Origin of the sequence: Streptomyces sp. NPDC008086 (assembly GCF_042957325.1) — a bacterium.
In the GTDB taxonomy this organism is placed as follows: domain Bacteria; phylum Actinomycetota; class Actinomycetes; order Streptomycetales; family Streptomycetaceae; genus Streptomyces.
On record NZ_JBIBIA010000005.1, the window covers coordinates 691790 to 717824 of the forward strand.

The 26035-nt window shown below is 69.3% G+C and carries 16 protein-coding genes and 3 pseudogenes; 9 read left to right on the forward strand and 10 right to left on the reverse strand.

Translation table 11 applies throughout. The features are described from left to right. The first annotated feature begins 28 nt into the window (after positions 1-28). Together ACFZBP_RS20905 and ACFZBP_RS20910 are read left to right on the forward strand one after the other, a co-directional pair. The gene (locus tag ACFZBP_RS20905) at positions 29-1042 is read left to right on the forward strand and encodes an aldo/keto reductase (protein ID WP_391414998.1); all 1014 of its coding nucleotides are present in this window, start codon (positions 29-31) and stop codon (positions 1040-1042) included. Next, on the forward strand, positions 1033-1755 hold the full coding sequence (locus tag ACFZBP_RS20910) for an FCD domain-containing protein (RefSeq protein WP_391415000.1): 723 nt from the start codon (positions 1033-1035) through the stop codon (positions 1753-1755). Before ACFZBP_RS20905 ends, ACFZBP_RS20910 begins: the two co-directional genes overlap by 10 nt. 136 nt (positions 1756-1891) lie before the next feature. On the opposite strand, the gene ACFZBP_RS20915 is transcribed toward ACFZBP_RS20910, so the two are convergent. Together ACFZBP_RS20915 and ACFZBP_RS20920 are read right to left on the reverse strand one after the other, a co-directional pair. Then, entirely contained in the window at positions 1892-3880 is a 1989-nt protein-coding gene (locus tag ACFZBP_RS20915) for a TIM-barrel domain-containing protein (RefSeq protein ID WP_391415002.1), read from the reverse strand. 105 nt (positions 3881-3985) lie between these two features. After that, complete coding sequence (locus ACFZBP_RS20920; RefSeq protein WP_391415005.1) at positions 3986-5092, reverse strand: ricin-type beta-trefoil lectin domain protein; 1107 nt, start codon at positions 5090-5092, stop codon at positions 3986-3988. A 640-nt stretch (positions 5093-5732) separates the two neighbouring features. Between ACFZBP_RS20920 and ACFZBP_RS20925 the strand changes: the two are divergent. Both ACFZBP_RS20925 and ACFZBP_RS20930 read left to right on the forward strand, forming a co-directional pair. Next, positions 5733-6542: pseudogene (locus tag ACFZBP_RS20925) on the forward strand (glycogen debranching protein); the annotation flags it as partial. A gap of 74 nt (positions 6543-6616) precedes the next feature. Next, positions 6617-8467: an RICIN domain-containing protein gene (locus tag ACFZBP_RS20930; RefSeq protein ID WP_391415007.1), complete on the forward strand. Its 1851-nt coding sequence runs from the start codon at positions 6617-6619 to the stop codon at positions 8465-8467. 240 nt (positions 8468-8707) lie between these two features. On the opposite strand, the gene ACFZBP_RS20935 is transcribed toward ACFZBP_RS20930, so the two are convergent. Beyond that, positions 8708-12469, reverse strand: coding sequence for a hypothetical protein (locus tag ACFZBP_RS20935; protein ID WP_391415009.1), 3762 nt, complete (start codon positions 12467-12469; stop codon positions 8708-8710). 527 nt (positions 12470-12996) lie between these two features. Between ACFZBP_RS20935 and ACFZBP_RS20940 the strand changes: the two genes are divergently transcribed. From ACFZBP_RS20940 to ACFZBP_RS20950, 3 genes are all read left to right on the forward strand, one after another. Continuing rightward, a complete protein-coding gene (locus tag ACFZBP_RS20940; RefSeq protein WP_383449159.1) occupies positions 12997-13638 on the forward strand; it encodes a hypothetical protein in 642 nt (213 codons plus the stop codon). A gap of 104 nt (positions 13639-13742) precedes the next feature. Continuing rightward, positions 13743-14612 carry a glycine betaine ABC transporter substrate-binding protein gene (locus ACFZBP_RS20945; protein ID WP_391415011.1) on the forward strand — a complete coding sequence of 290 codons (870 nt, stop codon included), beginning with the start codon at positions 13743-13745 and terminating at the stop codon, positions 14610-14612. A 60-nt stretch (positions 14613-14672) separates the two neighbouring features. After that, positions 14673-15035 carry a hypothetical protein gene (locus tag ACFZBP_RS20950; protein ID WP_383449161.1) on the forward strand — a complete coding sequence of 121 codons (363 nt, stop codon included), beginning with the start codon at positions 14673-14675 and terminating at the stop codon, positions 15033-15035. 187 nt (positions 15036-15222) lie between these two features. Here ACFZBP_RS20950 and ACFZBP_RS20955 read toward each other — a convergent pair. The 3 genes and pseudogenes from ACFZBP_RS20955 to ACFZBP_RS20965 all read right to left on the reverse strand — a co-directional run. Next, a pseudogene (locus tag ACFZBP_RS20955) lies at positions 15223-15357 on the reverse strand (AraC family transcriptional regulator); the annotation flags it as partial. A gap of 159 nt (positions 15358-15516) precedes the next feature. Beyond that, positions 15517-16941, reverse strand: a complete 1425-nt coding sequence (locus tag ACFZBP_RS20960) for a non-reducing end alpha-L-arabinofuranosidase family hydrolase (RefSeq protein ID WP_391415014.1) — start codon at positions 16939-16941, stop codon at positions 15517-15519. A gap of 167 nt (positions 16942-17108) precedes the next feature. Next, positions 17109-17333, reverse strand: a complete 225-nt coding sequence (locus ACFZBP_RS20965; protein WP_391415016.1) for a hypothetical protein — start codon at positions 17331-17333, stop codon at positions 17109-17111. Between the two features lie 736 nt (positions 17334-18069). Here ACFZBP_RS20965 and ACFZBP_RS20970 point away from each other — a divergent pair. Beyond that, entirely contained in the window at positions 18070-18261 is a 192-nt protein-coding gene (locus tag ACFZBP_RS20970; protein WP_391415018.1) for a hypothetical protein, read from the forward strand. A gap of 149 nt (positions 18262-18410) precedes the next feature. Here ACFZBP_RS20970 and ACFZBP_RS20975 read toward each other — a convergent pair whose 3' ends face one another. The 4 genes and pseudogenes from ACFZBP_RS20975 to ACFZBP_RS20990 form a co-directional block, all read right to left on the reverse strand. Then, positions 18411-20678, reverse strand: a complete 2268-nt coding sequence (locus tag ACFZBP_RS20975; protein WP_391415020.1) for a glycoside hydrolase family 97 catalytic domain-containing protein — start codon at positions 20676-20678, stop codon at positions 18411-18413. A 255-nt stretch (positions 20679-20933) separates the two neighbouring features. Beyond that, entirely contained in the window at positions 20934-21062 is a 129-nt protein-coding gene (locus ACFZBP_RS20980) for an AbfB domain-containing protein (RefSeq protein WP_391415129.1), read from the reverse strand. Positions 21063-21150: 88 nt separating this feature from the next. Next, a pseudogene (locus tag ACFZBP_RS20985) lies at positions 21151-21219 on the reverse strand (hypothetical protein); the annotation flags it as partial. A gap of 258 nt (positions 21220-21477) precedes the next feature. Beyond that, positions 21478-22908, reverse strand: a complete 1431-nt coding sequence (locus ACFZBP_RS20990; protein WP_391415022.1) for an AbfB domain-containing protein — start codon at positions 22906-22908, stop codon at positions 21478-21480. Positions 22909-24476: 1568 nt separating this feature from the next. On the opposite strand from ACFZBP_RS20990, the gene ACFZBP_RS20995 reads away from it, so the two are divergent. Then, positions 24477-25904 (forward strand): AbfB domain-containing protein, encoded by a 1428-nt coding sequence (locus ACFZBP_RS20995; RefSeq protein WP_391415024.1) that lies wholly within the window; start codon positions 24477-24479, stop codon positions 25902-25904. Positions 25905-26035 lie beyond the last annotated feature (131 nt).

Consider the following 26035-nt stretch of genomic DNA (forward strand, 5'->3'; position numbering starts at 1 on the left):
ACCTCACCCGCATCCCCAGGAGCACGACTTGCACCAGCGGAAGATCCAGAACACGTCCGTGTCACTCACTGAACTCGGCTTCGGGGCGTCTGTGATCGGCAACCTCTACCGCGTCACCCCGGTCGACGACGCGACCGCCGCCGTCGACGCAGCGTGGGAGGCCGGCCTACGGTATTTCGACACCGCACCGCACTACGGCCTCGGCCTCTCCGAGCGCCGTCTGGGCGCTGCCCTGCGAGGCCGCCCACGTGACGCGTACGTCATCTCCTCCAAGGTCGGCCGGCTCCTCGTCCCCAACGAACGTCCCCAGGGCGTCGACAGTGAAGGCTTCGTCGTACGGGACGACCTGCGTCGGCAGTGGGACTTCAGCCGCGACGGCGTTCTCCGCTCCATCGAGGACACGCTCGAGCGCACCGGCCTGGACCGCCTCGACATCGTCTACCTGCACGATCCCGACGACCACTGGCGGCAGGCCGCCGAAGAGGCCGTGCCCGCCCTCGCCGAACTGCGCGACCAGGGCGTGATCGGCGCGATCGGCGCCGGCATGAACCAGTCCGCCATGCTCACCCGTTTCCTGCGCGAGACCGCCGCCGACGTGGTCATGCTCGCCGGGCGTTACACACTCCTCGACCAGTCGGCGCTGGACGACGTCCTGCCCGCCGCGCGGGACCTGGGCAAGAGCGTGGTGGCGGTCGGCGTGTTCAACTCGGGGCTGCTCTCCCAAGACCGGCCCGTCGAAGGCATGAAGTACGACTACCAGGACGCCCCGCCGTCCCTGGTGGCCCGTGCCCGGGCGATCGCCGAGGTCTGCGAGGCGCACGGGACCACCCTGCCCGCCGCCGCGATCGCCTTCCCGTGGACGCACCCCAGTATCATCAACATCACCCTCGGCATGCGGACCCCGGAACAGGTCGTACGGAACGTGAAACTCCAAGATCAGCGTGTGCCTGTCGGTCTCTGGCACGATCTCCGCGCTCAGGGGCTGATCAGGTCGGACGTGCTCTCGGGGCACGACGGGGGGAGGGAGGCGCGGTGTCTCTGACGGACAAGGCCATCGAGCAGATCCGTGAGCTGATCCGGACCGGTGCCCTGCCGCCGGGCTCGAGGCTGCCGCCGGAGCCGGACCTGGCGGCCCAGCTGGGACTGTCGCGCAATCTCGCCCGGGAAGCGGTCAAGGCCCTGGCCGTCGCGCGGGTCCTGGAAGTCCGGCGAGGCGACGGCACCTATGTGACCAGCCTCCAGCCGAGCCTGCTGTTGGAGGGGCTCGGCGGCGCGGTGGAGCTGTTGCAGGGCGACTCGGCCGCGCTTCAGGACCTCATGGAGGTGCGGCGGCTCCTGGAGCCGGTCGCCACGGCGCTTGCCGCCACCCGGATCTCCGATGAACAGCTGGCCGAGGTCAAGCGGCACCTGGACGCCATGCGTGAGGCCCGTGACGACGTCGAACGGCTCAACGCCCACGACGCCGCCTTCCACCGGGCCGTCGTCTCGGCCACGGGCAACGAAAGCCTCCTCACGCTCCTCGAAGGGATCTCCGGCCGTACCCTGCGTGCCCGCATCTGGCGTGGTCTGGTCGACGACAAGGCCGCGGGCCGCACCCTCGCCGAGCACGAGGCGATCTTCAACGCCCTGTCCACCCGCGACGCAGGCCTCAGCCAGGCCGCCGCACTGCTGCACGTGAGCAACACCGAGCAGTGGCTGCGGGAACACCTGCGCTCGGGCGAACTCCTTCCCTTCGGGACGACAGCGCGGAAGTGACGGGCGGGCGCGCCGCCCGCGGCGGAAGAAGCCGGCGTCGGCCATCCGACCCGCGCACGGCGAACTCAGATGCCCGGTCACCTGGCCGACGGCCCATGAACCGGTGGTCGCTTTCGGGCTGTTGCTCGCCAGGAGGTCAGCCGAGCAAAGCGGCGACGTAGGCCCCCTGGCGGACGAAGACGGGAACCCGCTCCAGCGGGGCGTCCACCTCGCGTGTCGTACTGCCCTCCAGCACGTGTCCGGTGGCCGGGTCGAACCACTGCGCGCCGACCGGCAGATACACGTGGCGGGTCCGTGCGCCCGCCTCGTACACGGGTGCCACCAGCACGTCGGGGCCGAGCAGGAACTGGTCGTCCACGTCCCATGCCTGTTCGTCCTCGGGGAAGTCGAAGAACAGCGGGCGCATCGGCGGGGCGCCGGTGTGGTGGGCGTCCTCGGACAGCTGTGTCAGGTAGGGGCGCAGTCGCTCGCGGAGCATCAGGTGGTCGCGGAGGATGCCGTACGCCTGCTCGCCGTAGGACCAGACTTCGTTCGGTCCGCCGGTGATGTCCGTGGAGAACGTGGGGTGGTTGGGCTGTCGGTCCCCGTGCAGCCGCATGACGGGGCTGAAGGTGCCGTACTGGAACCACCGGATGAGCAGTTCGCGGTAGGCGGGGTCGTCCGGGTCGCCGCCGTGGAAGCCGCCGATGTCGGTGTTCCACCAGGGGATGCCGCTCATCGCGACGTTGAGGCCGGCCCTGATCTGCCGTGCGAGGGAGTCGAAGGTGGTGGGGATGTCGCCGGACCACAGCAGGGCGCCGTGGTGCTGGCTGCCCGCCCACGCGGAGCGGACCAGGGACAGCGGCCGGTCCTCGCCCGCCGCGCGCAGCCCGTCGGCCACCGCGCGGGTGTGCAGCAGAGGGTAGAGGTTTGCGGCCTCGGCGGCCGGTCCGGCCGCGTAGACGGCGCGGTCGGCGGTTTCCCGGGGCAGATCGGGTTCGCAGGCGTCCAGCCAGAAGCAACTCACACCCAGCGAACGGTAGTTGTCGTTCAGCCGCTGCCAGAGCGCGGTGCGTGCGCCGGGGTGAGTGGCGTCGTAGTACGCCATCGGGAGCGTCAGGGCCTCTCCGGCCTCCCGGGACGGCCACGCAAAGGTGAGCAGACCGCCGTCCGCGTCGCCGACGAGGTGTCCGGAGGTGCGCAGTTCGTCGTAGGTGTCGCTGTCGGGTTCGACGGTCGGCCACACCGAGACGGCGAGCTTCACCCCGAGGTCTGTCAGCTCCTTGACCATGGCGGCGGGGTCGGGCCACTCGCTGTGCTCGAAACGCCAGTCGCCCATCTTCGGCCAGTGGAAGAAGTCACAGACGATGACGGACAGCGGCAGTCCGCGCTCCTTGTACTGCCGTGCCACCGCGAGGAGTTCCTCCTGGGTGCGGTAGCGCAGCTTCGACTGCCAGAAACCGGACGCCCACTCGGGGAGGAGGGGCGGACGTCCGGTGACCAGGGTGTAGGCATCGAGGATCTGCGCCGGGGTGTCGCCGGCGGTGATCCAGTAGTCGACGCGCCCGCCGCCGTCGGCGGTCCACCGGGTGGTGTCGGCGCCGAGTTCGACGCGGCCGGTGGCGGGGTTGTTCCACAGCAGTCCGTAGCCGCGCGAGGAGTGCAGGAAGGGGATGGCGGCCACGGTGTTGCCCTGGACGAGGTCGATCACACACCCTTTCTGGTCCAGGCGCCCGTGCAGATGCTGCCCCAGGCCGTGCAGCCGTTCCCCGTCGTACGCCTCGAAGTGCTGCTCCGTCCGGCCGCCCGCCGTATGGACGCGAGGGCCGGCATGGTGGCTGTAGGGGATCTTGTCGGCGAGCAGTTCACGGCCGGAGACCGCGTGGCAGAACCTCAGCCGTCCGTCGGCCGACGCCTCGACGACGAGACGGCCGTTGACCAGGTGAGCGGACCCGTCGTCCCGTACGGACGATTCGGCGTCGGGGGAGGGGGAGAGGGAGGGGTTCTCCAGAGCTCCGGGAGCGGCGGGATCGACGGCCCCGGCCGAGGACCGGACCCGAACCGCGTGCGGCCCCCAGGGCTCGATGCGGAGGACTTCTTCGGCGGTGTGGCGCTCCAGGCCGCCTGAACGGACGCTGTAGGTCAAGACGCTCCTCTGTTCATCTCAAGGACCGGACGCCTGCATCCGTGCGAGCGTCCTGCCACGGTTGCTCCCGGGGCCTGAGCCGGGCTCGGGCCCCGGGCGTGGGGTTCATCCGGTGGTCAGAGTGGTCCACTTCTGGTTGGAGGCGCCGTTGCAGTCCCACAGCACGAGTTGCGTGCCGTCGGTCGTGGAGGAGCCCGGAACGTCGAGGCAGCGGCCGGAGGCGGGGTTGCGGTAGCCGCCGTTGTAGGGCTGCCAGACCTGGTTGGCGCCGCCGTGGCAGGTCCAGAGCTGCACCTTGGTGCCGTTGGCGGTGTTGCCGCCGGCGGCGTCGAGGCACTTGCCCAGGGAGCGCAGGGTGCCGTCGGTGTAGGCGGACCAGTACTGGTTGGCGCTGTCGCCGCAGCTCCACGTCTGGACGGCGGTCCCGTCGGCGGTGCCGGCGCCGTTGACGTCCAGGCACTTGCCGGCGATGCCGGACTGCACGCGGGAGGGGGCGGGGGCGGGGTTCTGCAGCCACCCGGCGCTGTCCGCGGCCTGGACGCCGCGGCGGAAGGCGTCGGCCATCTTCTGGTAGCCCGAGTCGTTCGGGTGCAGCGTGTCGGCCAGGTCGGCCGTGGTCAGGCCGCTCATGTCCACGAATGCGACGCGCTTGCCCGCGGCCTGTGCCTCGCTCACGATTTGTCGGGTGGCCTGGTTGTACGCGGCACGGTACTGCTCCTCCGAGCCGCTGGTGGACACGACCAGGGAGGCCACGAGGACGGTTGCGTCGGGGACGTCGGCGGTGACCTGGTTGACCAGCGACTTCAGCCGGTCGGCGGCGGTGGAGGGCTGGTAGTTCCCGTTGAGGTCGTTGGTGCCGATGTGCAGCGTCACGACGTTGGGTCGGTAGCGGGTCAGTGAGGCGTCGGCGAGGGCGGCGATCTGGTCGATGCGGTACCCGGAGTGGCCTTCGTTGTCGGGGTCGGACATCGAACCGCCCCGCACCGTGCCGACGAAGTCCAGAGGGTGGCCGTCCGCCGCGAGCTGGTTCCACAGCGGACCCCGGTAGCCGTTGCCCGTGCTGCTGCCCACTCCCCAGGTTATGGAGTCGCCCAACGGCATGACCCGCAAAGGGGTGTTGGGGGCGGCGGAGGCAGAGGTCACACCTGCCGTCGTCGCCCCGAGCGTGGCGGCGACAAGCGTGAACAGGGGTACGATCCAGGACTTTCTCATGCAGGCGTCCTCTTCCACGAGTGATGAGTGATAGCCGAATCAGCGGGGGTGATCGCCGTTTGTGCCTGGAGCTCGGCCGCAGCGCCTTCACTTCGGCGTCGGCGGCCGCCTGACGTACGAACAGAACGGAGTGGGTGGGGGCACGCACCGAGCGGGTCGGCTCGATCCCGTCTCGCAAGCGCATCCGTATAGATACCACGATCACGGCTGGAACATCCCATGAAAGACAGAAATCAGGGATCGCTGGCGCGAGGGTGAGTTCTGCGTTGTTTCGTGTCGAGGTCGCTGATGGGGGACTTGCTAGCCATCCTGGGCATCGCTGATATCAGCGCACGAACATCCTATGTCTGACACTGAAGGTGTTCAGTTCGCCGATCGCGCCCACTCGGGATCGGCAGCTCGTCGTGCGGTGGTTCACCGCATCGCACGGATCGAGCAGGTGGTGCCCGTGGTAGGGCAGGCTCTCCACCGCGAACGTGTTTCAGAAGGTGTGCGCGAGGCATTGACACCCGCACGGTCAGCTCCTAATTTCCTTCACGCGAACCGGTTCGACGCTGACCGGCGTGCCATCTCGCCATCTGTACCTGAACCTGCCCCTTCCTCTCGGGGAGTTGACGAACCGGTTCGATGAAGGAGGCCCGAGGAACTGGACAGCGCACGCCTGCCCTGCACGTCCGCCGAGACCTTCGACGCCGTCGTGGCGAGGGCCGAGCAGGCCTCAGCCGCCTTGGTCGACGCGGTGGCACCCTGGCGCTCGTCCGCCACCCCGGCCGTCGAACTCGCCGCGTATGTCCCGTGGTCGGCGACGGTCCGCCCGGCGGGGCTGGTCACCCGGCCCGCGGTGCTGATGTCCGAGCACTGGGATGGACATGGACTGGAGCTGGGACCACTGCTTCAACGCCCCCGCCCTCGCACCCGGTTGCCCCGAACTGGCCCAGGACCAGTTCCACCTGCCCTTCGACCACCAGGACGAGAGCGGCGCCCTGCCGGACTCGGTCACCCACTCCGAGGTCCTCTACAACTTCGTCAAACCGCCCATCCACGGCTGGACCTTCGGCCACCTGCGCCGAAGACTTCCCGAACCCCTCGGGTGGGCCGAACTCACCGAACTCTACGGCCGGTTGGCGCGGTGGACGGACTTCTGGCTCACGGCCCGCCGCGCACCGGGCGCCGCCCTGCCCCACTACCAGCACGGCAATGACAGCGGCTGGGACAACGCCACCACCTTCGACCCCGAACGCGTGGTCGTCACCGCCGACCTGGCCGCCTTCCTCACCCTCCAGCTCCACGAACTCGCATCAGTGCCCGCTTCCGCGCCCTGTGCGAAACCCGCGGCTTCGCCGAGAACCTCGACGCCCTCACCGGAACCGGCCTGCGCGACCGCGCCTACACCTGGACCGCCGCCTGCCTCCTCCTCGCCGTAGCCCACGTACACCGAGGCAGCCGCTGACGGCCGCCTCCCCTGGACCCCGGGACCGATCGGGCCCCGGTTCTTCCCTCTTCCTCCACTCCAGGAGCCGCAGAATGAAGCCGCTCACCACACCCTCAGGACCCGCACCCCGCACCAGACGCCGAGCAGTCGCGTCCGTGGCCGTCCTCTTCGCCACCCTGGCCGCGACCCTGGTGCCCGTCACCTCGTCACAGGCCGCGGACACCACCGTCTCCGTCGACTTCGGCTCCGTCGGGGGCGCCCCCACCTACCGTGCCTCGGGCACCATCTACGGGATGTCCGAGGACGGTTCGCTGCCGCAGGAGCACTTCTACAAGGACATCAAGTGGAAGTTCATGCGGGCCGGCGGAGCCCAGCTGGACAGCCCTGGCGGCTGGGTCGCCGGCAAGTACGACCGCCGGTGGAACTCCACCCTGGCCCAGTACAAGCGCACCAAGGCGCTGGGCGGCACCTTCGTCATCCTGCCGCACGACCTGTGGGGCGCCGACGGCACCACCAGCCCCACCTTCCCTGGTGACAACGGCAACTGGTCCAGCTTCGACGCCTTCTACGACCGTCTGCTCTCCGACGTGCGCGCGGCCGGCATGACCGACATCCAGTGGGACATCTGGAACGAGCCCGACTGCCCCGGGTTCTGGAACTCCGGCATGCCCCAGTACCTGGAGATGTGGAAGCGCGCCTACCGGAAGATCCGGGCCGCCATCCCCGGCGCCGTCACCGTCGGCGCGAGCACCTGCGGCCACCCCAATGTGGACAACGGCTGGTGGACCACATACCTCGACTACGTGAAGGCGAACAACGTCGAGCCGAACATCTACAGCTGGCACGACCTCCCGGGAGACCCGGTCGCCCACAGCAACTCCCTCAAGTCCCTGCTGGCGGCGCGGTCGATGACGACGAGCCGCCCCTTCCAGGTCAACGAGTACGGCGCCAGCAGCGAGCAGAACCCGGGCCGCGGCGGCTGGTACATCTCCCGTCTGGAGCGCGCCGGAGCGGACGGGCTGCGCGCCAACTGGGCGTGGGGAGCCAACCTGCACGACTTCGAGGCGAACCTGCTCACCAGGACCGGCAGTCAGTATCTGCCACTGGGCGAGTGGTTCCTGTACAGGTACTACGGCTCGCAGACCGGGAACGTCGTGGCGGTCACGCCCGGTACGAACACCGACGGGCTGGCGACCAAGGACAACACCGCGCGCAACGCGAAGATCCTGCTGGGCAGCAACGGCAACACCGGCAACGTCACCGTCAGCCTCAACCGTCTCGACACCACGTCGGTGGTGGAGAACAGCCGAGTCCGCGCGATCGTCCAGCGCATACCGAACAACGGCGGCGGCGCGGTGACGGGGCCGGTGACGGTCTCCGACCAGACGCTGACCGTGAGCGGTAACTCGGCTTCGGTGAGCGTGCCGTGGGCGGATGCCGCCGACGGCTACACGGTCACGCTGCTGCCCCCGTCGAACACGACCGTCTCCACGATCGCGGTGGCCCAGAACAGCGGTCAGTGCCTGGACGACACCAACCTCAGCACGGCCGACGGCACGCAGTACCAGCAGTACCACTGCGAGGGCGGCTACCAGCAGATGCTCGACCTCAAGCCGGTCGCCGGCCGGGCGAACACCTACACCATCGTGAACGAGCACAGCGGCAAGTGCCTGGACGTCTCGGGCGCTTCCACGGCCGACGGCGCCGCCGTCATCCAGTGGACCTGCAGCGGCACCACGAACCAGATGTTCACCCTCAAGCCCGTCACCGCACTCGGCAACAGCAAGGACTACCAGCTGGCCGCCGTGCACAGCGGCAAGTGCGTCGACGTCAGCGGGATCTCGACCGCGGCCGGTGCCAGTATCCACCAGTGGACCTGCGACCCCGCGAGCGCGCTGAACGACAAGAGGAACCAGATCTGGCGCCTCCAGGGCATGAGCTGACCTGCGTCCGAACAGCGGTCGGGGGCGGTCACCCATATCCCGGGTGCCGCCCCCTCCGTCGTTCGGGAGAGCCCGCTCGGACCCCAGCGCGGCCGGACATCGCTCACCCTCGGGGAAACCCCTGGGAAGGCTCGCGGTTAAGGCACCATACCTCCGGTCGTTGCGGCGCCCTCAAGGCGAAGCTGAACCGCAAGTCGGAGGACACCGTCGAGGCCACCGCGCAATAAGCCAGCAGGATCATCACTGGCCGCAAACCTTCTGGTAAGGCATGTCGCCGACGTACGTCTGCCACTGGGCCCGCGTCAGTTCAGCGTGCCCCGCGCGGGCACAGACCTCGGCGACCGCCCGCCCCGGATCGATGACGTAGCGCTGCAGCGGGACATGTACGCCGGCCGCGTACACGGTCGTGCCGTCCGGGCTGAAGGTCAGGGAGGCGACCGCGTCGCCGGGTGTGGTCAACGCCTCGCCGAGAGGCTGCTGGGTCCCCGTGTCCCACAGTTGGAGCGTGCCCGCGGTGCCGCCGACGGCCAGGGTGCGGCCGTCGGGGCTGAACGCCACCGCGCTCACCGATTCCGGGACGGTGCCGAGCGAGGCGGGGAAGACGTTGCGCAGGATGCCGGCGCGCTGTCGCAGCCGCCCGTCCCACAGGGCGACTTTGCCCGTGCCGCCGCCTGCGGCCAGCCGCGCGCCGTCGGCGCTGAAGGCGAGGGCGACGGCCTCGTCGCCGGAAACGAGGTCCCGGTCGGTCACCGGACCCGAGGGCAGGGTGGCCTCGCGGTTGCCCATGAGCAGAAGGCGTTCGCCGGGGCGGAGGGCGAGTGCCAGGCCGGTCGAGTCGGCCGGTCCGGTGACCACCCGGACGCGGCGGGCGCGTGCGGTGTCCCATACCTCGGTGTCCAGGTCGCCGAGGGGCCCGACCCGGCCCGCGTAGACGGTACGGCCGGACGGACCGAGGGCCAAGGTCACCACGGGGCCGGTCGCGGCGGGCGCCAGGTCCAGCTCGGCGCGTGCGCGGCTCTGCCGTACGTCCCAGATGGCCAGACGTTGGGGTGACGCTTGACTGCCCGGGGCCGAGACGCCGTAGGCGAACGTCGTGCCGTCGGCGTCGAACGCCATCAACGGCCGGGTGTCCGCCGGGTCGACCGGTTCATGAGGGGCCCGGGAGACCGGTAGGGACGGCGTCGGCAGAGTGCGCAGGACGTGGCCGTCGCGGGTGGAACGGAGCTGAACGGTGTAACGGGTCCCGGAAAGTCGGGCAGTGGCCAGGGTACGACCGTCCGGGCTCAGCAGGACTTCGTCGAACGGGCGGTCCAGCCAGGCGGAAGTGACCGCCGGGCCCAGGTCGAGGGAGTGGACCGTGCCGCCTTCCAGGTAGCGCAGGACCGGGCGGGAGGGGTCCCAGCCCAGGCCGCCGTACGGCTGCTGGTTGTTCAGGTGGCGCCGGAACACCGGGGCGTCGGGGGCCGACAGCCGCCAGACCCGTACCTCGCTGTCGTCCGCTGTGGCCAGGAAGGCGCCGTCGGCACTCATGGCCGCGTGCCGCACGCCGGAATCAGGCAGCTCGGCCACTTGACGGCCGGTGCGGGTGTCCCATACGCGGACGTCCGCCGATGAAACGGTCAGCAGACGGTCGCCGGACGCGCTCAGGCTCATCGTTGTGTCGGCGTACATCACGCCGGTGGGCTCGTCGGTCCAGTCGCACAGGCCGGAGGTGTCCTCCCAGGCGCCGGGCAGCCTGCGGCGGCTGGTGACGTCCCGGACCTGCGGTGTGCCGTCGGCGGGACAGACCGCGACGAACCGGCCGTCGGCGCTCAGCACAGGTGCCACGCCACCGGGTGACCGGGTCTCGAAGAGGACGCTGCCGTCGCTGACGGAACGCAGTCGCACCCGGTCGTCGTCCGTGTCCCGGACCACCGCGCCACTGTTGCCGATCTCCACCGTCGTCCACGGCGGCATGGGCTTCGAACCCCCCGTCCACCGGCCGGCCTTCGTGTCCCACAGCCGTACACCGCCGCGCTGGGAAACGGCGACGACGCGGCCGTCCGGGGCTGCGGCGATCACGTCGCCCTGCGGCAACCTGCCCGTCCCGGTCTTCGCGTGTGTGGCCACGTCCCAGGTCGCCCAGCGGTCGGAGGAGGTGCTGAGCAGGGTACGGCCGGAGTCGGTGAGGAATCGGCGTGGCACGGTACCGGAGGTCGGGTCGGTGAAGGCGTCCTGTTCGGGCTGGGCGAGCGAGCCCAGCAGGGCGCGGCGCGACTCGGGCAACGCGGAGACACGCCAGGCGGCGACGCCGAGCAGCATCGCGGTGCGCGGGTCGGTGGTGCGCAGACCGTCGGCGACGGAGGCGATGCGGCGAGCGGCGCTGTCCGTGGCCTGCCGCTCGTTGTCACGGTGCTGGCTCCAGGCGGCCAGGCTCACCACCAGCGCGGTGGCCAGGACGGCGGACAGAGCCGTGAGCAGTGCGCGAGACCGGCGAGCGGTGCGGGTGGCGGCCTGCTGTTCCGCTTCGCGGGCGTCGAGCGCCGCGGTGAGGAAGGCCTGCTCCGTCGCGGTCAGCAGGTCGCCGTCCGGGACCAGTTTCTCGGCACGGGTGAGCGCGTTGCCCCGGTAGAGGGCGCCGGGGTCGCGGCCGTGCTCCTGCCAGGCGTGAGCCACCTCGGTCAGCCGACGGTGGAGGCGCAGCCGTTCACGTTCCTCCTCGATCCACTCGGACAACCGTGGCCAGCAGGTGATCAGCGCCTCGTGGGCGAGCTGCACGCCGTCTTCGTCGGTGGTGACCAGGCGGGCGCGGGCGAGCCGGTCCACCACCAGCCGCACATCCGGATTCGGGTAGTCCTGGAGCTCGGTCAGGGTCAGCGGGCGCCGGGTGTCGGGGGTGGTGCCGTGGCCCGGTTCGACCATGCGGAGCAGCAAGTGCCGTGTGGTGCGCGCCTGATCCGCGGTGAGCTGCCCGTACACCTCCTCGGCGGTCGCCGCGATCGCGCCGCGTACCCCGCCGGCCGCCTCGTACGCGGCCAGGGTCAGCAGCCGGCTCCTACGTCGCCGCCACGTCTCCAGCAGGGCGTGCGAGAGCATCGGCAGCCCGCCGGGCCGGCCGTCCACCTCCTCGACGATCCTCGTGGTCAGCTCCCGCTCCACCAGGAGCCCGACTTTCTGCGCCGGTTTCACGACCGCCTCGCGCAGTTCGTCGGCCGTCATCGGACCAAGCAGCAGCCCGGCGTGGCACAGCGCGTCCGCGAGGTCCCGGTGTTCGGCACAGCGGGCGTAGAAGTCCGCTCGTACGGAGATGAGCACCTTCAGCCGGCTGTCCGGGTCGCGGGCGGCCAGCAGCATCTCGATGAAGCGGGCCCGCTCCCCGGTGTCCCGGCACAGCGTGAAGACCTCCTCGAACTGGTCGACCACGACCCAGCTCTCCGGCTCGTCCTCGGCGGGGGCGAGGAGACGGCCGTATGTCTCGGCCGGCCGCGCCCCGGGAGTGAACACCCGCAGTACCGCCGGATGCCCGTGCCCGGCGATCACCTCCCGCAGCCGCGGAATCAGCCCGGCCCGCAGCAGCGAGGACTTGCCGCTGCCGGACGGCCCGAACAGCACGGCGAGCCGCTGGTCGCACACGATCCGCCTCAGGTCCTCGATCATGCGGTCACGGCCGAAGAAGAGGTGCCGGTCCGCAGGTTCGAAGCGGGCGAGACCCAGGTACGGCGGTGCCGCGTCCGCTTCTTCCTCGCGGACCGCGCCCGTGGTCGCCGCCTCGGCTTCCTTCCAGCGTGGCTCCCAGTCCGCGGGGTCGCCCCCGCAGGCCCGGACATACCCCTCGATCACGGCCCAGGACGGCAGCCGCTCGCCGGCGGCCGCCTGGGACAAAGTGGTCGGTGCGAAGCCGGCCTTCTTGCCCATGGCCCGGTACGAGGGACCGCCGACCGCCCGTCGTAGCTCCCGCAGCTCGTGCGCGAGCCGCTCGACAGGACCGGCCTCGGGGTCCACGGGTCTTTCAGGACGGCCCATGGGGTCCACCTCCTACGGAGCGTGACTGGAGCGAACGGCATCGCGGGGTTCCCCCTGCCGTAGCAGCAGATGCGTTCTGCCCCTGGTGGGGTTCCGATGTCCGATGACTTCGACGCAACATTCCGGCAAAGACCGGACGGGCTCCAGGGCCGGCGAACGCCGAGGTAACGCGCGGTTCATGGGCATCGACGCGGAGGTGATCCATTCGTGGCTGGTCAGCCTCCCTTCCCCGGTGGTTGATTTTCGTGATCGAACCGGGGTGCTGATCAACTCCGAGCCGGGCAATGTAGGCCTCGCCAGCCCGGACCTCCGGCGTCGACCACGCCCGGTGGCCCGGTGAGCGGGCACCCAGAGCCCGACGGCGGCACGCTCCCCCCTGTGCCGGCCCGACGGGCGTCCAGAGCCTCCGGCGGCACGCTTCCCCCCTGTGCCGCCGGAGGCCCTCACTCACCGCACGGTTTCCGCCGCCGATTCGTTCGGCGGTTGCTTCCTCCTTTTGCTGATCGTCCCCCCTCAGGGAGTTGTTCATGGAATCCGCACGTCGCAGAATCAAGTCCGTCAAGCGTCTTTCCCGGACGGCCGGGGTCGTCGCAGCTCTCACGGTCGGCGCCTCGTTGCTCGCGGCCCCTCAGGCCTCCGCCGAGGACACCCCCAGCACAAGGCAGCTGCTGGATGCCTGCAGCTGGGCCGACCTCTGCGAGTTCCACCCGCAGAGCTACTCGACGTACACCGGTCCGAGGCACCAGGTCGGAAGCACCGCGTACAACTGCGCGAGCCAGACCAACCCGCACAGGATCGACTGGGCGGACACGACCGGCACCACCAACTCGGTCGGCGTCTCGATCGAGGCGGGCGTCAAGTTCTGGGGTGTCTACGAGGCCTCCGTCGAGGCCACCTACCGGCACGACTGGACCGTGTCGCACACCGACACGGAGAGCGACACGGTCAACGTCCCGCCCGGGTACAAGGGTTGGCTGGAGCGAGGCACCGCCACGCAGACAGCCACGGGCTGGTACGAGATCCACTTCCCGAGCAGGTACTACGGTCACTACATCTGGTACGTCAACGGCTACCAGTCGTCCGGATACACCGGTGACCGCCCCGACCTGAGCTACGTCAACCATAAGGACGCGCCGATGACGGAGGGCGAGCGCGCCGCCCACTGCTGAGCCACCCCGCAGTCCGGTGTGCGGCTCCGTGAGGCCCGCCGTTCTCGCGGAGCCGTATGCCTTGCCCCACTGACGACGGAAGTGGTGTTCCCGTGATACCAGGAATGCGGCCCGCGCTCCGCCGGCTCGCTCTCGCCGCCTGCTCGTTCGTCCTGCTGTCCGGCTGCGCGGGGGCGGGGACGAGCAAGACGAGCGTGAGCGCCGCGGACACGCAGGAGGTGACGGTGATCGGCACCGACTGCTCTGCGGAGAGCAGGGTGGTGGCGGCACTCTACGGCGAACTCCTCACCGCCGCCGGGCAGAAGGTACGGACGGCGCCCACCGCGTACGCATCCGCCGCGGACACCGTCAAGGCGGTGCTGGCGGGCGACATCGGGCTCACGCCCGCCTACGAGACCGCCATGCTGCGTGCGTTGCCCGGAGGGGACAGACTGCCCGGAAACATGGCGGCGACGCTGAGCATGGCGCTGCCGCCGGGGATCGTGGCGTTGAAGCCGGCGGCCGCGGAGCGCGGTGTGGTCCTCGTCGTCACCCGGGCCACCGCCCGGCGCCACGCGCTGCGCAGCCTCACCGACCTCAGCAGAGCCGGCGGTCGCCTTACCCTCGGCGGTCCCGCGTCCGCGGACCCGGACGCCCCGTCGGCCTCGTCGCTGAAGAAGACCTACGGCGTCACGCTCGCTCCCGCCGGTACCTCGCGCACCGCCGATGTCCTGGTGCTGCGTGGCACCGCCCCCTCGATCCGCAAGGACGCCCTGGTCGTACTGACCGACCCCAAGGGCGTCATACCGCCTGAGCACGTCTTCCCTCTGATCGGCGCCCCCAACGCGGACTCGACCGCTCGGAAGGCCCTCGCCGGTGTCAACGCCCGGCTGACCACGGAGCAACTGGCCGTGCTCGTCGCGTCCGTCGAGGCCGGTCGGGCGCCCGGCGAAGTGGCCAGGACCTGGCTGCGTGCCGAGGGTCTGCTGAGCTGAAATCCGGATCCGCTTCCGGTCACCGCCGACCACACCGCACGAGAAAGAGATGGCATCGTCATGCGTACTGTCATGAACAGACTCACCGCGTCCGCTCTCGCCGTGGGCGCCCTGTGCCTCGGCCTGGCGTTCCCCGGAACGGCCAGTGCCGACCAGGTGGACGCCGTGCAGCTCCAGGTCTGCAACAACAACCCCCGGCTGATGACGTTCTTCGTCGTCGGCTTCAACCAGTACCACGAGCAGACCGGTTCACCATTCTGGGAAGTCCCGCCCAACTCCTGCACCACGGCGTGGAACTACTGGTGGCAGTCGAACCGTTCGGTCGAATTCAACTACCAGCGCTCCGACATCGGCTGGCGCAACACGATCGTGTACATCCCTGCCCAGGACGACGGCGCCACCTGGACCTATTCGACCTCATGACGGCGCCTCGCCGTGCCGTTCCCGGTCCCGCCGACCGCATGCCGGTCGGCGGGACCGGCCGGCTTTTGCCACGGCGTCGGATCTCAATCTTCTTGATGTGAGGGGGAGCCGAACGCCGCGGCAGCCCCCATGTCCGGAGAACGGAGCGCATGATCCAAGCAGATGCCACGCCGCCGGCCGATGGGGACCCCGCTTGCCGGGCGATGTCACGCAGGGTCAGCTCGGGGCGGCGCAGCAGCTGCTCGACCCGTTCGCGGCGCGCCCCGTCGACGATCGCCTCGTAGGTGGTGCCGCACTCGGCCAGCCGACGACGCAGCGGCCTGGTGGTGACGTCGAGCAGGTGATCCAGGGTCCATGGCGGAAGAAGCGGGACCGGATCGCGGCGAAGCCGTAGCCCCGAGGACGAACGTGAGAGGCGGAAGCCGCTTGTGACCGTGCTTCACAGGCACGGTCACAAGCGTTCTGGTCGTGTGCCCTCGGGTCAGCGCTGCAGGGTGAGCAGGCCCGGCCGGTACGGCAGCCGGATGTAGGGGGTGCCCGACGGTGTGTCGGGGGACAGGCCCTGGTACAGGAACTGCAGGTTGCAGGGGTCGATGGTCATGGTCTGGTCGGGGTTGTCGCGGACCAGGTCACCGTGGCTGATGTCGTTGGTCCAGGTGGCACCGCTGTTGGCCTTGCCGGCGAAGGGGTTGCTCTCGGTGGCGGCCTGCGGGGTCCACGGGCCGTTCAGGCTGGAGGCCGTGAACGAGCGGAAGAAGCGGTGCTCGGTCGCACCCCGAGCCTCAACGATCATGAGGTACTGGTTCTGGCCCTGGACCTTGTAGACCTGCGGCGCCTCGAACAGGTTCTTCACCGTGTCGCTCATGATCGTCTTGTATGACGAGCCGAAGCTGGCCGGGAAGTTCCCGATCGGCATGGTCGACTGGTAGATCTCGCCGTTGTCACCGGCGAAGAACATGTGGATGTTCTGGCCGTCGGCGATCAGCGTCGGGTCGATCGCACTGCCGTTGGGGACGCTGCCGGTGAACAGCGGCTGCGCCGCGGACCAGCCGTTGGGGTTGGTGGGGTCGCTGGACGTGCGGTAGACGAAGGGCCATTGGGTGCCCCACCCGTTCGAGGCCAGCACCCAGATGTTCTTGGGCGCGAAGTAGAACAGCGTGGGAGCCACCGCGCCCTGGGTCATCTGGGTCTGGCCGGCCGATGCCATGTCCGACCAGTTCGTGAAGGGACTGAACCCCATGGACTTCCACGACGAGCCGTCAGAGGCGGTCGCGTAGACGAGGTGCTTGCCGTTGTACGTCGTGGTGGTGAAGTCCTTCAGCGAGGCCCACCCGTTCGCCGGCTGCGCCAGCGGGCCGGTGGAGGCCCACTTGTATGTCGAGGGAAGGGGGCACGAGTTGGGCGTCCCGGTCAGGCCGGTCCACTTCTGGTTGTTGGCGCCGGTGCAGTTCCACAGTTGCACCGCCGTGCCGTTGGCCGTGGCGCCGCCGCTGACGTCGAGGCACAGCCCGGACTCCACGGCGACGATCGTGCCGTCGGCGTTCACTCGCCACTGCTGGTTGGTGCCGCCGTTACAGGACCAGATCACCGGCCGGGTACCGGCCGTGGTGGCGTGGCCCGGTACATCCAGGCACTTGTTGCCGTACACGGTCAGCTGGTTGTTGTCCGTCAGAGTCCACTGCTGGTTGGTCCCGCCGTGGCAGTCCCAGATCTGCAGGTTCGTGCCGTCGGTCTGGTTGGCGCCCGGCACGTCGAGACACCGGCCGGAGGCAGCGCCGCGCAGGGCGCCGCTGGTGGCCGCCTGGGCCGGGCTGGCGACGAGCGTCGCCGCCAACGCGGCCATGGCCGCAACCGCGGCTGCGAGCACCGTGGACGGGCGTCTGCGGCTGAGAACATGTCTGAGCATGGGGACCTCGTTCCGTGAGTGAGCGGTTCCGGTCGGCCCCGTCAGAGGCGGTCCGGACTGTCGGGGCTTCGCCCACCGACCTTGATGTTCGTCATTCCGAACGATGGTCGAAGCGTCGAGCAGACTGAAGGGTGGGGAGCGGCCAAGGCTTGCTTGCCGGGCGGACCTCAGTTCCTCACGATGCGCCACCGGTTGTCGGCGGTGCCGTTGCCCGACCACTGCGGGGCGCGTCCGCCGTCGGCGTTCCAGTAGACGGTGCAGTTGTGGCCGTGCGCGTCGTGGAACGGGCCCAGGTTGACGGTGGACCGTTGGCGTTGGCGGTGGTGGCCCCGGCGTGCGATTGCCTGGTCGTTGGTGCGTTGGCTCGTATGTCCGGCGGCCGGGTGCGGCACGTCAGGGACAAGTCTGGTGCCGATGGGGTGTCGTACATCCAGCAGGGCGACGACCTCGCAACCGAGGCGTCGGTGGCGGCCACCGTCTGGCCGCCATGCCGGCGAGAAGTGAGGGGCATGCGACTCGTTCGGCAGCCCGGCTGGGCAAGGAGGCCTGGGGCCACAGGAGTCTCGGTCCCATCGATCCTCTCCTCTGATACATGGGATGAATTAACGGATAGAACGTTGCCTCTGTCTAGTCCTGCGACACGAAATACTTGGCTGCCTCCGGATGTGTGTCCGACCGCCCCCTGGCTTTGAGCCAACCATTGGATGTGCCAAGAAGGAGTGTGAGGAGCGCGAGTGCTGGACAAGGTCAGCTCCAAGTGCCTGACGGGGTTCCCGCCACGCCTGCCCGCTCCAGCTGAACGCGCATCAGGAATCATCCGGTGCAGTGCCTGCAGAGGTTGCCGGTGGCTGTGAGGGAGAGCGTCGGTGCCGCCGGCGTGTGGGCGGGGCGAGTGAAGGCCGCTCCGCCGCGGGTCGTGCCCGCGACGGCACTAGGGGGTGTCCAGTCGCGGCTGCGGCGGCGGCCGTGTGGTACGTGGAGCCGACCTTGACGATGAAGGTGTCGATGTAGTTCGGGCCCTGGTCTCGTTCCACCCGCCGCAACTCATCGGCTCGGATCAGGAACCTCACGGGAGCAGCACCGCGGGCGAGCAAGTGGGGGAGCGGAGTGGCGGCGTTCTCCCCTCGCATGAGGCTGTTCACCGAGCGCTCCGCCGAGTACCGCGCCACGGTAGTCCGTGTTCGAGCGGCCGGCCCCTCGGCCGCCATCGGGTGCGCGCCGACTCGCACCGGTGCGCGGTCCGTGGCCGCGCCGCCCGGCCTGCCCGAGAACCTCGTCCCCGACGAGCCCTGGTTCCGGCTGGAAGACTCCCACCGCTGACGGTCGGCGGGCTCGACGGGCGGATGCCATGTCACCGCCGCCGCACCGCCGCCATCACCGGGGCCGTGGCCCTCGACCACGGCCCCGGCCAGGGGCGCGGGGTTCTGACCCAGTGAGGTACTGCTGAATGGCTGTCTCGTTCAGCGGCGTCAGGAGACGGTGAACATCTGGTGGTCGGCGCCGTCGAACGGGCGCTGCTCCAACTGGTCGCCCTCGGCGCCGCCCGCAGTGAGGTACAGACCGCTGTGGCGGTTGAGAAGGCGGATACGGCCGTTGCCCGCGTCTTCCGCCAGCCATTCGTCGTTGGTGTTCGCGTTGGCTTCGTACGTGTACTGGACGGCCTTCGCGCCCGCGTCGCGGGAGGCCCACCGGATGACGATGTCCTTGCCGCTCTCCTGGTTGACGATCCGCGTGTATCCGTCGCCGAGGGGTACGAACGCGAAGCGCTGGTTGGCGCCGCCGGTACTGGTCCAGCGGATGATCGCGGCGTCGTTCGCGAGGCTTCTGCTCTTCACGTCGAGTACGTGGCTGCTGCTGGCGATGGTCACCGTGCGGTTCCCGGTCGGGATGGCCGGGACCTTGGTCAGCTTGACCGCATGGCCGCCGCCCGCGACCGCCGGAACGCTCAGCGTGTCACCGGCCTGGATGACCTTGCTGGTGCGGGTCAGACCGTCGGTGCCGTCGGTGGTGATCTCCGCGTGCCAGGTACCGGAGCCGAGGAACGTGGTCGGGTAGCTGATGGTGGTGGCACCGCCGCGCCTGAGAGCCCCGACGAACCACCGGTCGCCGTCGCGGCGCGCGATGACCACGCCGGTGAGCGGGTCGCCCGAGACGTACTTCGTCTCGTCCCACACGGTCGGCAGCATGCGCAGCCACCGCTGCGCCTCGGGCCGTGCCTGGTAGTCCGAGACGCGGCCGCCGGGCAGCATGATGCCGCTGTCCAGGAGTACGCCGAGGGCGAGTTCGGCGGCGTCGCTGTTCGGGTTGCCCTGCTGGAAGCTCATCGGCGAGTAGTCGGCCGGGCCCAGTGCGGCGCGGGTGAAGGGGAGCGCGGCCACGTGCCCGATGTCCCGGCCGCCGGGGTACTCCTCGCCGCGGACGGCCTCATTGGTCAGCACGTGCGGCCAGGTGCGGTGGACACCGACGGACAGGCGCGAGCCGTGCAGGTCGACCATGAGCTTGTACCGGGCGGTGTCGGCCAGGGTCGCGTCGTACCACTGGTGACGGGCCTGGGCCTCGGAGCCCATGAAGTCCATCTTGACGCCGACGACACCCCACCCGGTGATCTTGGTGAACTGGGCTTCCCGCTCGGCGGCGGTGTCCAGGTCCTGCCAGTGGTACCAGAGCATGATCCGCACACCGCGCTCCCGGGCATAGGCCACGAGCTCGGGAATGATCGCCTGGTTGTCCTTCCACCCGTCGTCCACCAGAAGGTAGGGCCAGCCCTGCGAGGAGGCGTAGTCGGCCCACTGCTTGAGCTTGGTCAGGTCGCGCTGGGTGTTCCACATGCCGTCCAGCCACGGCCACGCGGCGACACCCGGCTTGATCCACGAGGTGTCGGAGATCTTCGACGCGGGCGCGACGTCGTCGACCAGCGTGGACTCCACGACCGTCGCCGTGCTGCCGATGGTGGCGGTGCGCCACGCTGTGGTGAACGCGCCGGACCGCACGATCTGCGCGTCGGCCAGCGCGACGGTGAACCGGCCGGTGCCCTGGGTGTGGGTGAACGAGCCACCCGAATAGCCGCCGTCCACGCCGGATTCGGCGAGCAGCACCCGCGCGCCGTTGGTCTGCTGGGCGAACATGCCCATGTCGTAGGAGCCCGTCGGGACGTCTGCGACCGCAGAGGTCGCATAACCCCGCTCGTGATCGGGACTGAACACCTGCCGGGACAGCTGGGCGTCGGCCGGCAGTTCGAACGACGTCGCCTCTCTCAGCACCGTCGCACCCGACGGCAGTTCGTAGCGCAGCGCCATACCGTCCGCGGACGTGCGCACGTGCACGGTCAGCTGCGCGGAGCCCTTCGCGAACACCAGTCTCGTCTCGGTCGCGGACCGCGTCCGGACCCGGGACTTCCCCGCTTCGACCTCGTAGTTGTACGAGATGGGCGTATCCGTGCGTCTGACGAACTCCAGTCCGGTGGTGAAGTCGGCCTGGCTGGTCACCAGCCCGATCGGGGCGGGTATCAGGGCCTGACGGCAGTTCCAGGTCGCGCCGAGCGAGAGGGCGCCGTTCGCGTCCAGCGCCACGGTGGCACGCACGCCGTCACAGCCGGTCTGTGCGACACCGGGCTGGACCGAGGTCCAGTTCCCCGGCGTGGCGGCGGATGCGGGCACCGCGGTGACCGAGCCTGTGACGGCGAGGACGGCGGCGGCCGTGCCGGCGACTCGAATCCCACTTCGTTGGAGGAGTTTCATGCGGCCTTCCGGGGGGTTGCGGGTGGCCCGCCGCGCATCGCTCGCGCCGGGAGTCGGAGGGGAGATTGCCTTTAACATCCCATCACTGTCAAGGAACTGGCGCATATAGTCCGAAAGTTACCCGGCTGCCGAGCTTATGATCCGCACTTTTATGGGATGTCTGGCCTCGGTTGGATGACTCGACCGGCGTCGCTCGGCCAGGCCAGCGGCCCGCACGGCTATGCGGTGCGGGCCACTTGGCGAGCGCGGGATCGGTCAGGCCCAGGGGCTGACCGCCGTGAAGGAACTGTCGGCGCGGAAGGTGGCATCGTCCTGGTTGCGGTCGATGCGCAGCTCGTAGAAGTAGTGGCGGAGGTAGCGGCCGGGGTAGTTGTACGACTCCAGGCTGACCTAGCCGGTGGTCGTGCCCGGACGCGTCATGGAACGAGTAGCAGCTTCCGTCGGCCGGGCCGGGGACGACGGTGAAGGTGGCGCTCTGCTTGACCGCCGTGGTGCTGGAGGACGTCACCGGGTCGAGGTGGCCGCGGCCGTCCGAGCGCACGACGGCGTAACGGCCGGGGAAGTTGACCGATCGGAGCGAGCGGGTGGTGTTGATCGGGAGGGTGGTGCCGTTGGTGACCGGGTCGATGCTGCTCAGGGTGGGGACGGCCTTCTTGATCAGGCCGTCGGAGGCGAACTCCAGCTGTGGTGCGCAGGTCGCCCTACCGGCTCCGCCGGGCCGACCTGGCCACGGCCAGGCTGGCGTGTGAGCGCAGTCCGCCTGGCCGGAGCCGGTGGGCCCATCCTTGTGGGTGTCGGGTCAGTTCGTCACGCGGAAGGTGGCGTCACCCCGTGCTGTCGCGGAGGTGATGGTGTCGAGGCGGAGCTGGTAGGCGTAGTGGCGGATGTAGCGGTCCGGGTGGTTGTACGACTGGAACGAGGACCAGGTGGAGTCGGCGAGGCCGGCGACCTGGCGGAAGGTGGCGTCCGCGGCGAACTGGGTGGTGCCGTCGTTGCGGACCAGTTGGAAGTCGTTGTTGGCGTGCCGCAGGAAGTAGCCGGGGTAGTTCACCGACTCGAAGGAGACGGTGCCGGAGCCCGCAAGACCGGGCCGCAGTCGGAACTGGGCGTCCAGGTTGGTGATGTTCTGGTCGATGCGCACATCGAAGTTGGCGTGGCGCACGTACCGGTCCTGGAAGTTGTACGACTGGAGCCGCTTGGCCGGGATGTCGCTCCAGCGTGCGAGCACGCGGGAATCCTCGGCGGCCGTGAGGTTCAGGATCGAGCCGTGACGCTTCTTGGTGGCGCCCATGTCGTAGCTTCCCGACGCCGGCATCTGGTAAGTGCCGGAGGCGGAGGGGTTGGTCGTCCTGACCGGCATGTACCCGCGGCCGGAGGAGTACTGGTCGAGGTAGAGCGCCCACTCGTTGCGGTCGCGGAACTTCATCCACATCGGGCCCTCGACCTGGGCACCGGTCAAACCGATGCCGGAGAGGTTGCCGAGGTTGGTCCAGGTCCCGAGGATCGAGTTGCTGCCTTCGAGGGTGATCTGGCCGTCGCCGGAGGCGCGTACGTAGCGGTAGTTGCCGACGCCGGTCGGCATTTCGACGATCTGGGTGTCGATGATCTCCTGGGTGCCGGGGCGCTCGATGTAGGTCTGCGGCGTGGTGGTGGTGCGGAAGTCGCTGGTGCGGGCGTAGTAGATGCGGTGCTTCGTCTTGCCGTCGAGGGGCACGTTGGTCGCCCAGTACAGGACGTAGTCGTTGCTGGCCGGGTCCCAGATCGCTTCCGGAGCCCAGGCGTTGCGTCCGTCAGGGATCGCGCCGGCGACGTTGAGCAGCCACGGCTGCGACCAGTTGATCAGGTCCGTCGACTCCCACACCACGAGGTTGCGGCTGCCGTTGTTGATGGCGTCCGACCACGACTGCCCGCAGCTGATACACAGGTCGGTCGCGATGATCCAGTACTTGCTGCCGTCGGGCGAGCGCACCAGTGCGGGGTCACGCACCCCCTTCGTGCCGACCGTGGAGCGAAGGGCTATTCCACCGCCGTTGAGATCGGTCCACTTCAGGCCGTCCGTGCTGTACGAGAAGTAGATCTGCTGATTGTTCGAGCCTTCCCCGATGAAGTGTGTCATCAGGTAGCCGGGGTCGGCGGCGGCCGCCCGGTCCGGTGTGAGCAAGGCCTGGGATGTGAAGAGCAGGCAGGCGGCGAGCAGTATCGCCGACAGCCGGGCCCGAAGCGCGGACATCTACATCTCCTGTTGTACTGACAGTGCCACCATGGAGCGAAGCGGGGCACATCGGGTTGGCGGGGAACTTCGGTCTCGGTGTGGGAGGGACAGGTCGGCTGGCGGGCGCCGTGGAAGGGACCGACTGGATCCGGGCAGAGGTGTGTCGTCCCTGTGTGTGGTGTGCTTCGCCCTGGGTGGCGGTGGGCCTGGGCATGCGATGCCGGTGCGTTTGTGGTGACGGCTTGTGGGGGTGTCGACGCGGTTGTCGTCCGGGTGGGGCGGTCGTGGTGCGGGGGCCGGCCGGGCGGTTGTCGGTTCGAGTGCGCGTGGGCGCGCTGCGGCGAGACGGTCTGTGGTCTTCTCGGCGTCTGGGAGGCGGTTCTTCGCTTGCGCCGCTTCTCACGTCCTGTCCTCGTACGACCCCCGTTTCTCCCTCGTCCGGCCCCTGAGGGCGTCGAAGTACGGCGAAGTCAGCGGTGGTCGACCGTGACTGCGCCTCCAGGTCCTGACCACTGGCGCGTCGTGCGTGTGGTGCCTCCCAGCGTTCGGCCCGGGGGAAGCCTTCGTAGCAGACTCCCTGTCCGCCGAAGCGAGTTGTCCGATAAATCGAACGGCGTTCGTATAGTCGGGCAGACGTTAAGTGTGGGAAGCGGGAGGCGTCAATACTTCCGGCAGCAGTGGTCCGTTGGACCTGAGGGTCTCGAGCAGACCCCTTGCCGAGCACGAGGCGATCTTCCGGGCACCGTCTGTCCGCACCACTTCCCTCAGTCAGGACGCCGCGCTGCTGCACGCCAGCATCACCGAGCCGTGGCTGAGACCGCCCGCGTTCGGGAGAAGCCCTCCCGTGGGGTCCGCTTGAAGGAAGGCGACGTAGGTGTCACACGGCCGGTCACGCAGAGCCGCGCCCAGGCGCCGCTCGTAGCGCCCGAGGCCGTGGTGGGGTGCGCCCTCAACCGCGTCACCAACCCCCGCGCCAGGGAGTTTCGTCCGCGTCACGGTGGTCGCAGGCATCCGGTGCGGCCTGCCCGGCCTTGCTCCGGCAGCAACGTCATGCGGGGCACATTCGCCGACCGTGACCAGCCTTCGCGGGTCCAACAGAACTACTGCTGCCGGAAGTATTGACGCCTCCTGCTTCCCCTACTTAACTTCTGCCCGACCATACGAACGCTGTTCGATTTCTCGGACAACTTGCTTCGGTGGACAGGGAGTGGGGCACGGAGGCTCCCCGGCTGAGTGCTGAGAGCCGCCTCGCAGACGCCGAAAGAACCGCAGACCGTCTCGCCGCACCGCGCCCACGCGCACTCGAACCGACAACCGCCCGGCCGGCCCCCACACCACGACCGCCCCCCGGACGACCACCGTGCCATCACCCCACAAGCCGTCATCGCAAACGCACGGGCATCGCGTGCCCAGGCCCGCCGCCACCCACGGCGGAGCACACCGCACACGGACGACGCACCTCTGCCCGGATCCGCCCCCTTCCGCTTCGTTCGGTATCCGGCCTGTCCCTCCCACACCGGGACCGAGCTTCCTCCGCCACCCCGCTCTGCCCGACGGTGGCAATTGCACAACGACAGGAGATCCACATGTCCGCGCTTCGCGCCCGACTGTCGGTGATAGTGCTGGCCGTGTGCCTGCTCTTCACAGGCCAGGCCCTGACCACACCCCAGCGGGCGGCCGCCGCCGACCCCGGCTACCTGATGGTGCATTTCACCGGTGACTCCGCGACCGGTCAGATGCTGTACCTCGCGCACAGCACGGACGGCCTGCACTGGAACGACCTCAACGGCGGAGCGCCGGTCCTCAACTCCAAGATCGGCACGAAGGGGGTGCGCGACCCCGCACTGATCCGCTCTCCCGACGGCAGCAAGTACTGGATCGTCGCGACCGACCTGTGCATCCGCTGCGGCTCGACGTACACCAACGGCAGCCCCAACTTCGTGGTGTGGGAGTCGACCGACCTGGTGACCTGGTCGAAGCCGTGGCTGCTCGGCGCCGCCGGACTGATCCCCGGCGGCAAGAACGCGTGGGCGCCGGAGGCGATCTGGAACCCCCAGACCAACGACTACGTCCTGTACTGGGCGACGAACGCCACGGTGAACGGCATCTTCAAGTACCGCATCTACTCCGCCCGCACCAAGGACTTCCGCACCATCACCACCCCGCAGATCTGGATCGACCCGCCCGGCAGCACGCCGGTCGTCGACACCCAGATGACCGAGGTGCCCGCCGGTGCCGGCCCCTACCGGTACCTGCGGGTATCCGGCGACGGCCAGAACAACGTCGAGGGCAGCAACTCGATCTTGGGGACGTGGACCAACCTCGGCAACCTCTCCAGCATCGGCCTCACCGGCAACGTGGTCGAAGGCCCGGTCTGGATGAAGTTCAGGGACCGCAACGAATGGGCCCTCTACATCGACTACAACAACCCGCAAGGCGTACGCGAATACAGGCCGATCCTGACGACCAACCCATTCAGCGTCAGCTCCTACCGGCTTCAGGATGCGGCGAGCTACGACATGGGCGGGACCCCGAAGCGCCACGGCGCGATCACGACTCTCACCGCCGCTGAGGAGAGCCGCGTGCTCGCTCGCTGGCCCAGCACCCCGGCCAAGCGGCTCCAGTCGTACAACTTCCAGGACCGGTACGTGCGCCACGCCAGCATGGACGTGCGCATCGATCCCAACGTCAGCCCCGCCGACGACGCCCAGTTCCGGCCCAGGCCCGGCCTGGCGGGCACCGGCACCGTCTCCTTCGAGTCAGTGAACATGCCCGGCTACTTCCTGCGGCACTCCGGCTTCGACTTCCAGTTGGCCTACAACGACGGCACCGCCCAGTTCGCAGCGGACGCCACCTTCCGGCAGGTCGCCGGCCTCGCCGACTCGAGCTGGTCGTCGTTCCAGTCGTACAACTATCCCGACCGCTACATTCGCCACTACGCCTATCAGTTGCGGCTCGACCCGATCACCACCGCGACGGGGCGCGGCGACGCCACCTTCCGCGTGACGAGCTGACTCGACTTCGACGACATGAAGGCGGGCAGGGGCAGGACACCAGTTGGCTCACTGCCTCTCCCCGGAGCGACAGGGCCTGGGAGGGCGAACGGTCGTTGGCGTCGCGGGCGTTGCACCGCAAGGCGGAACGG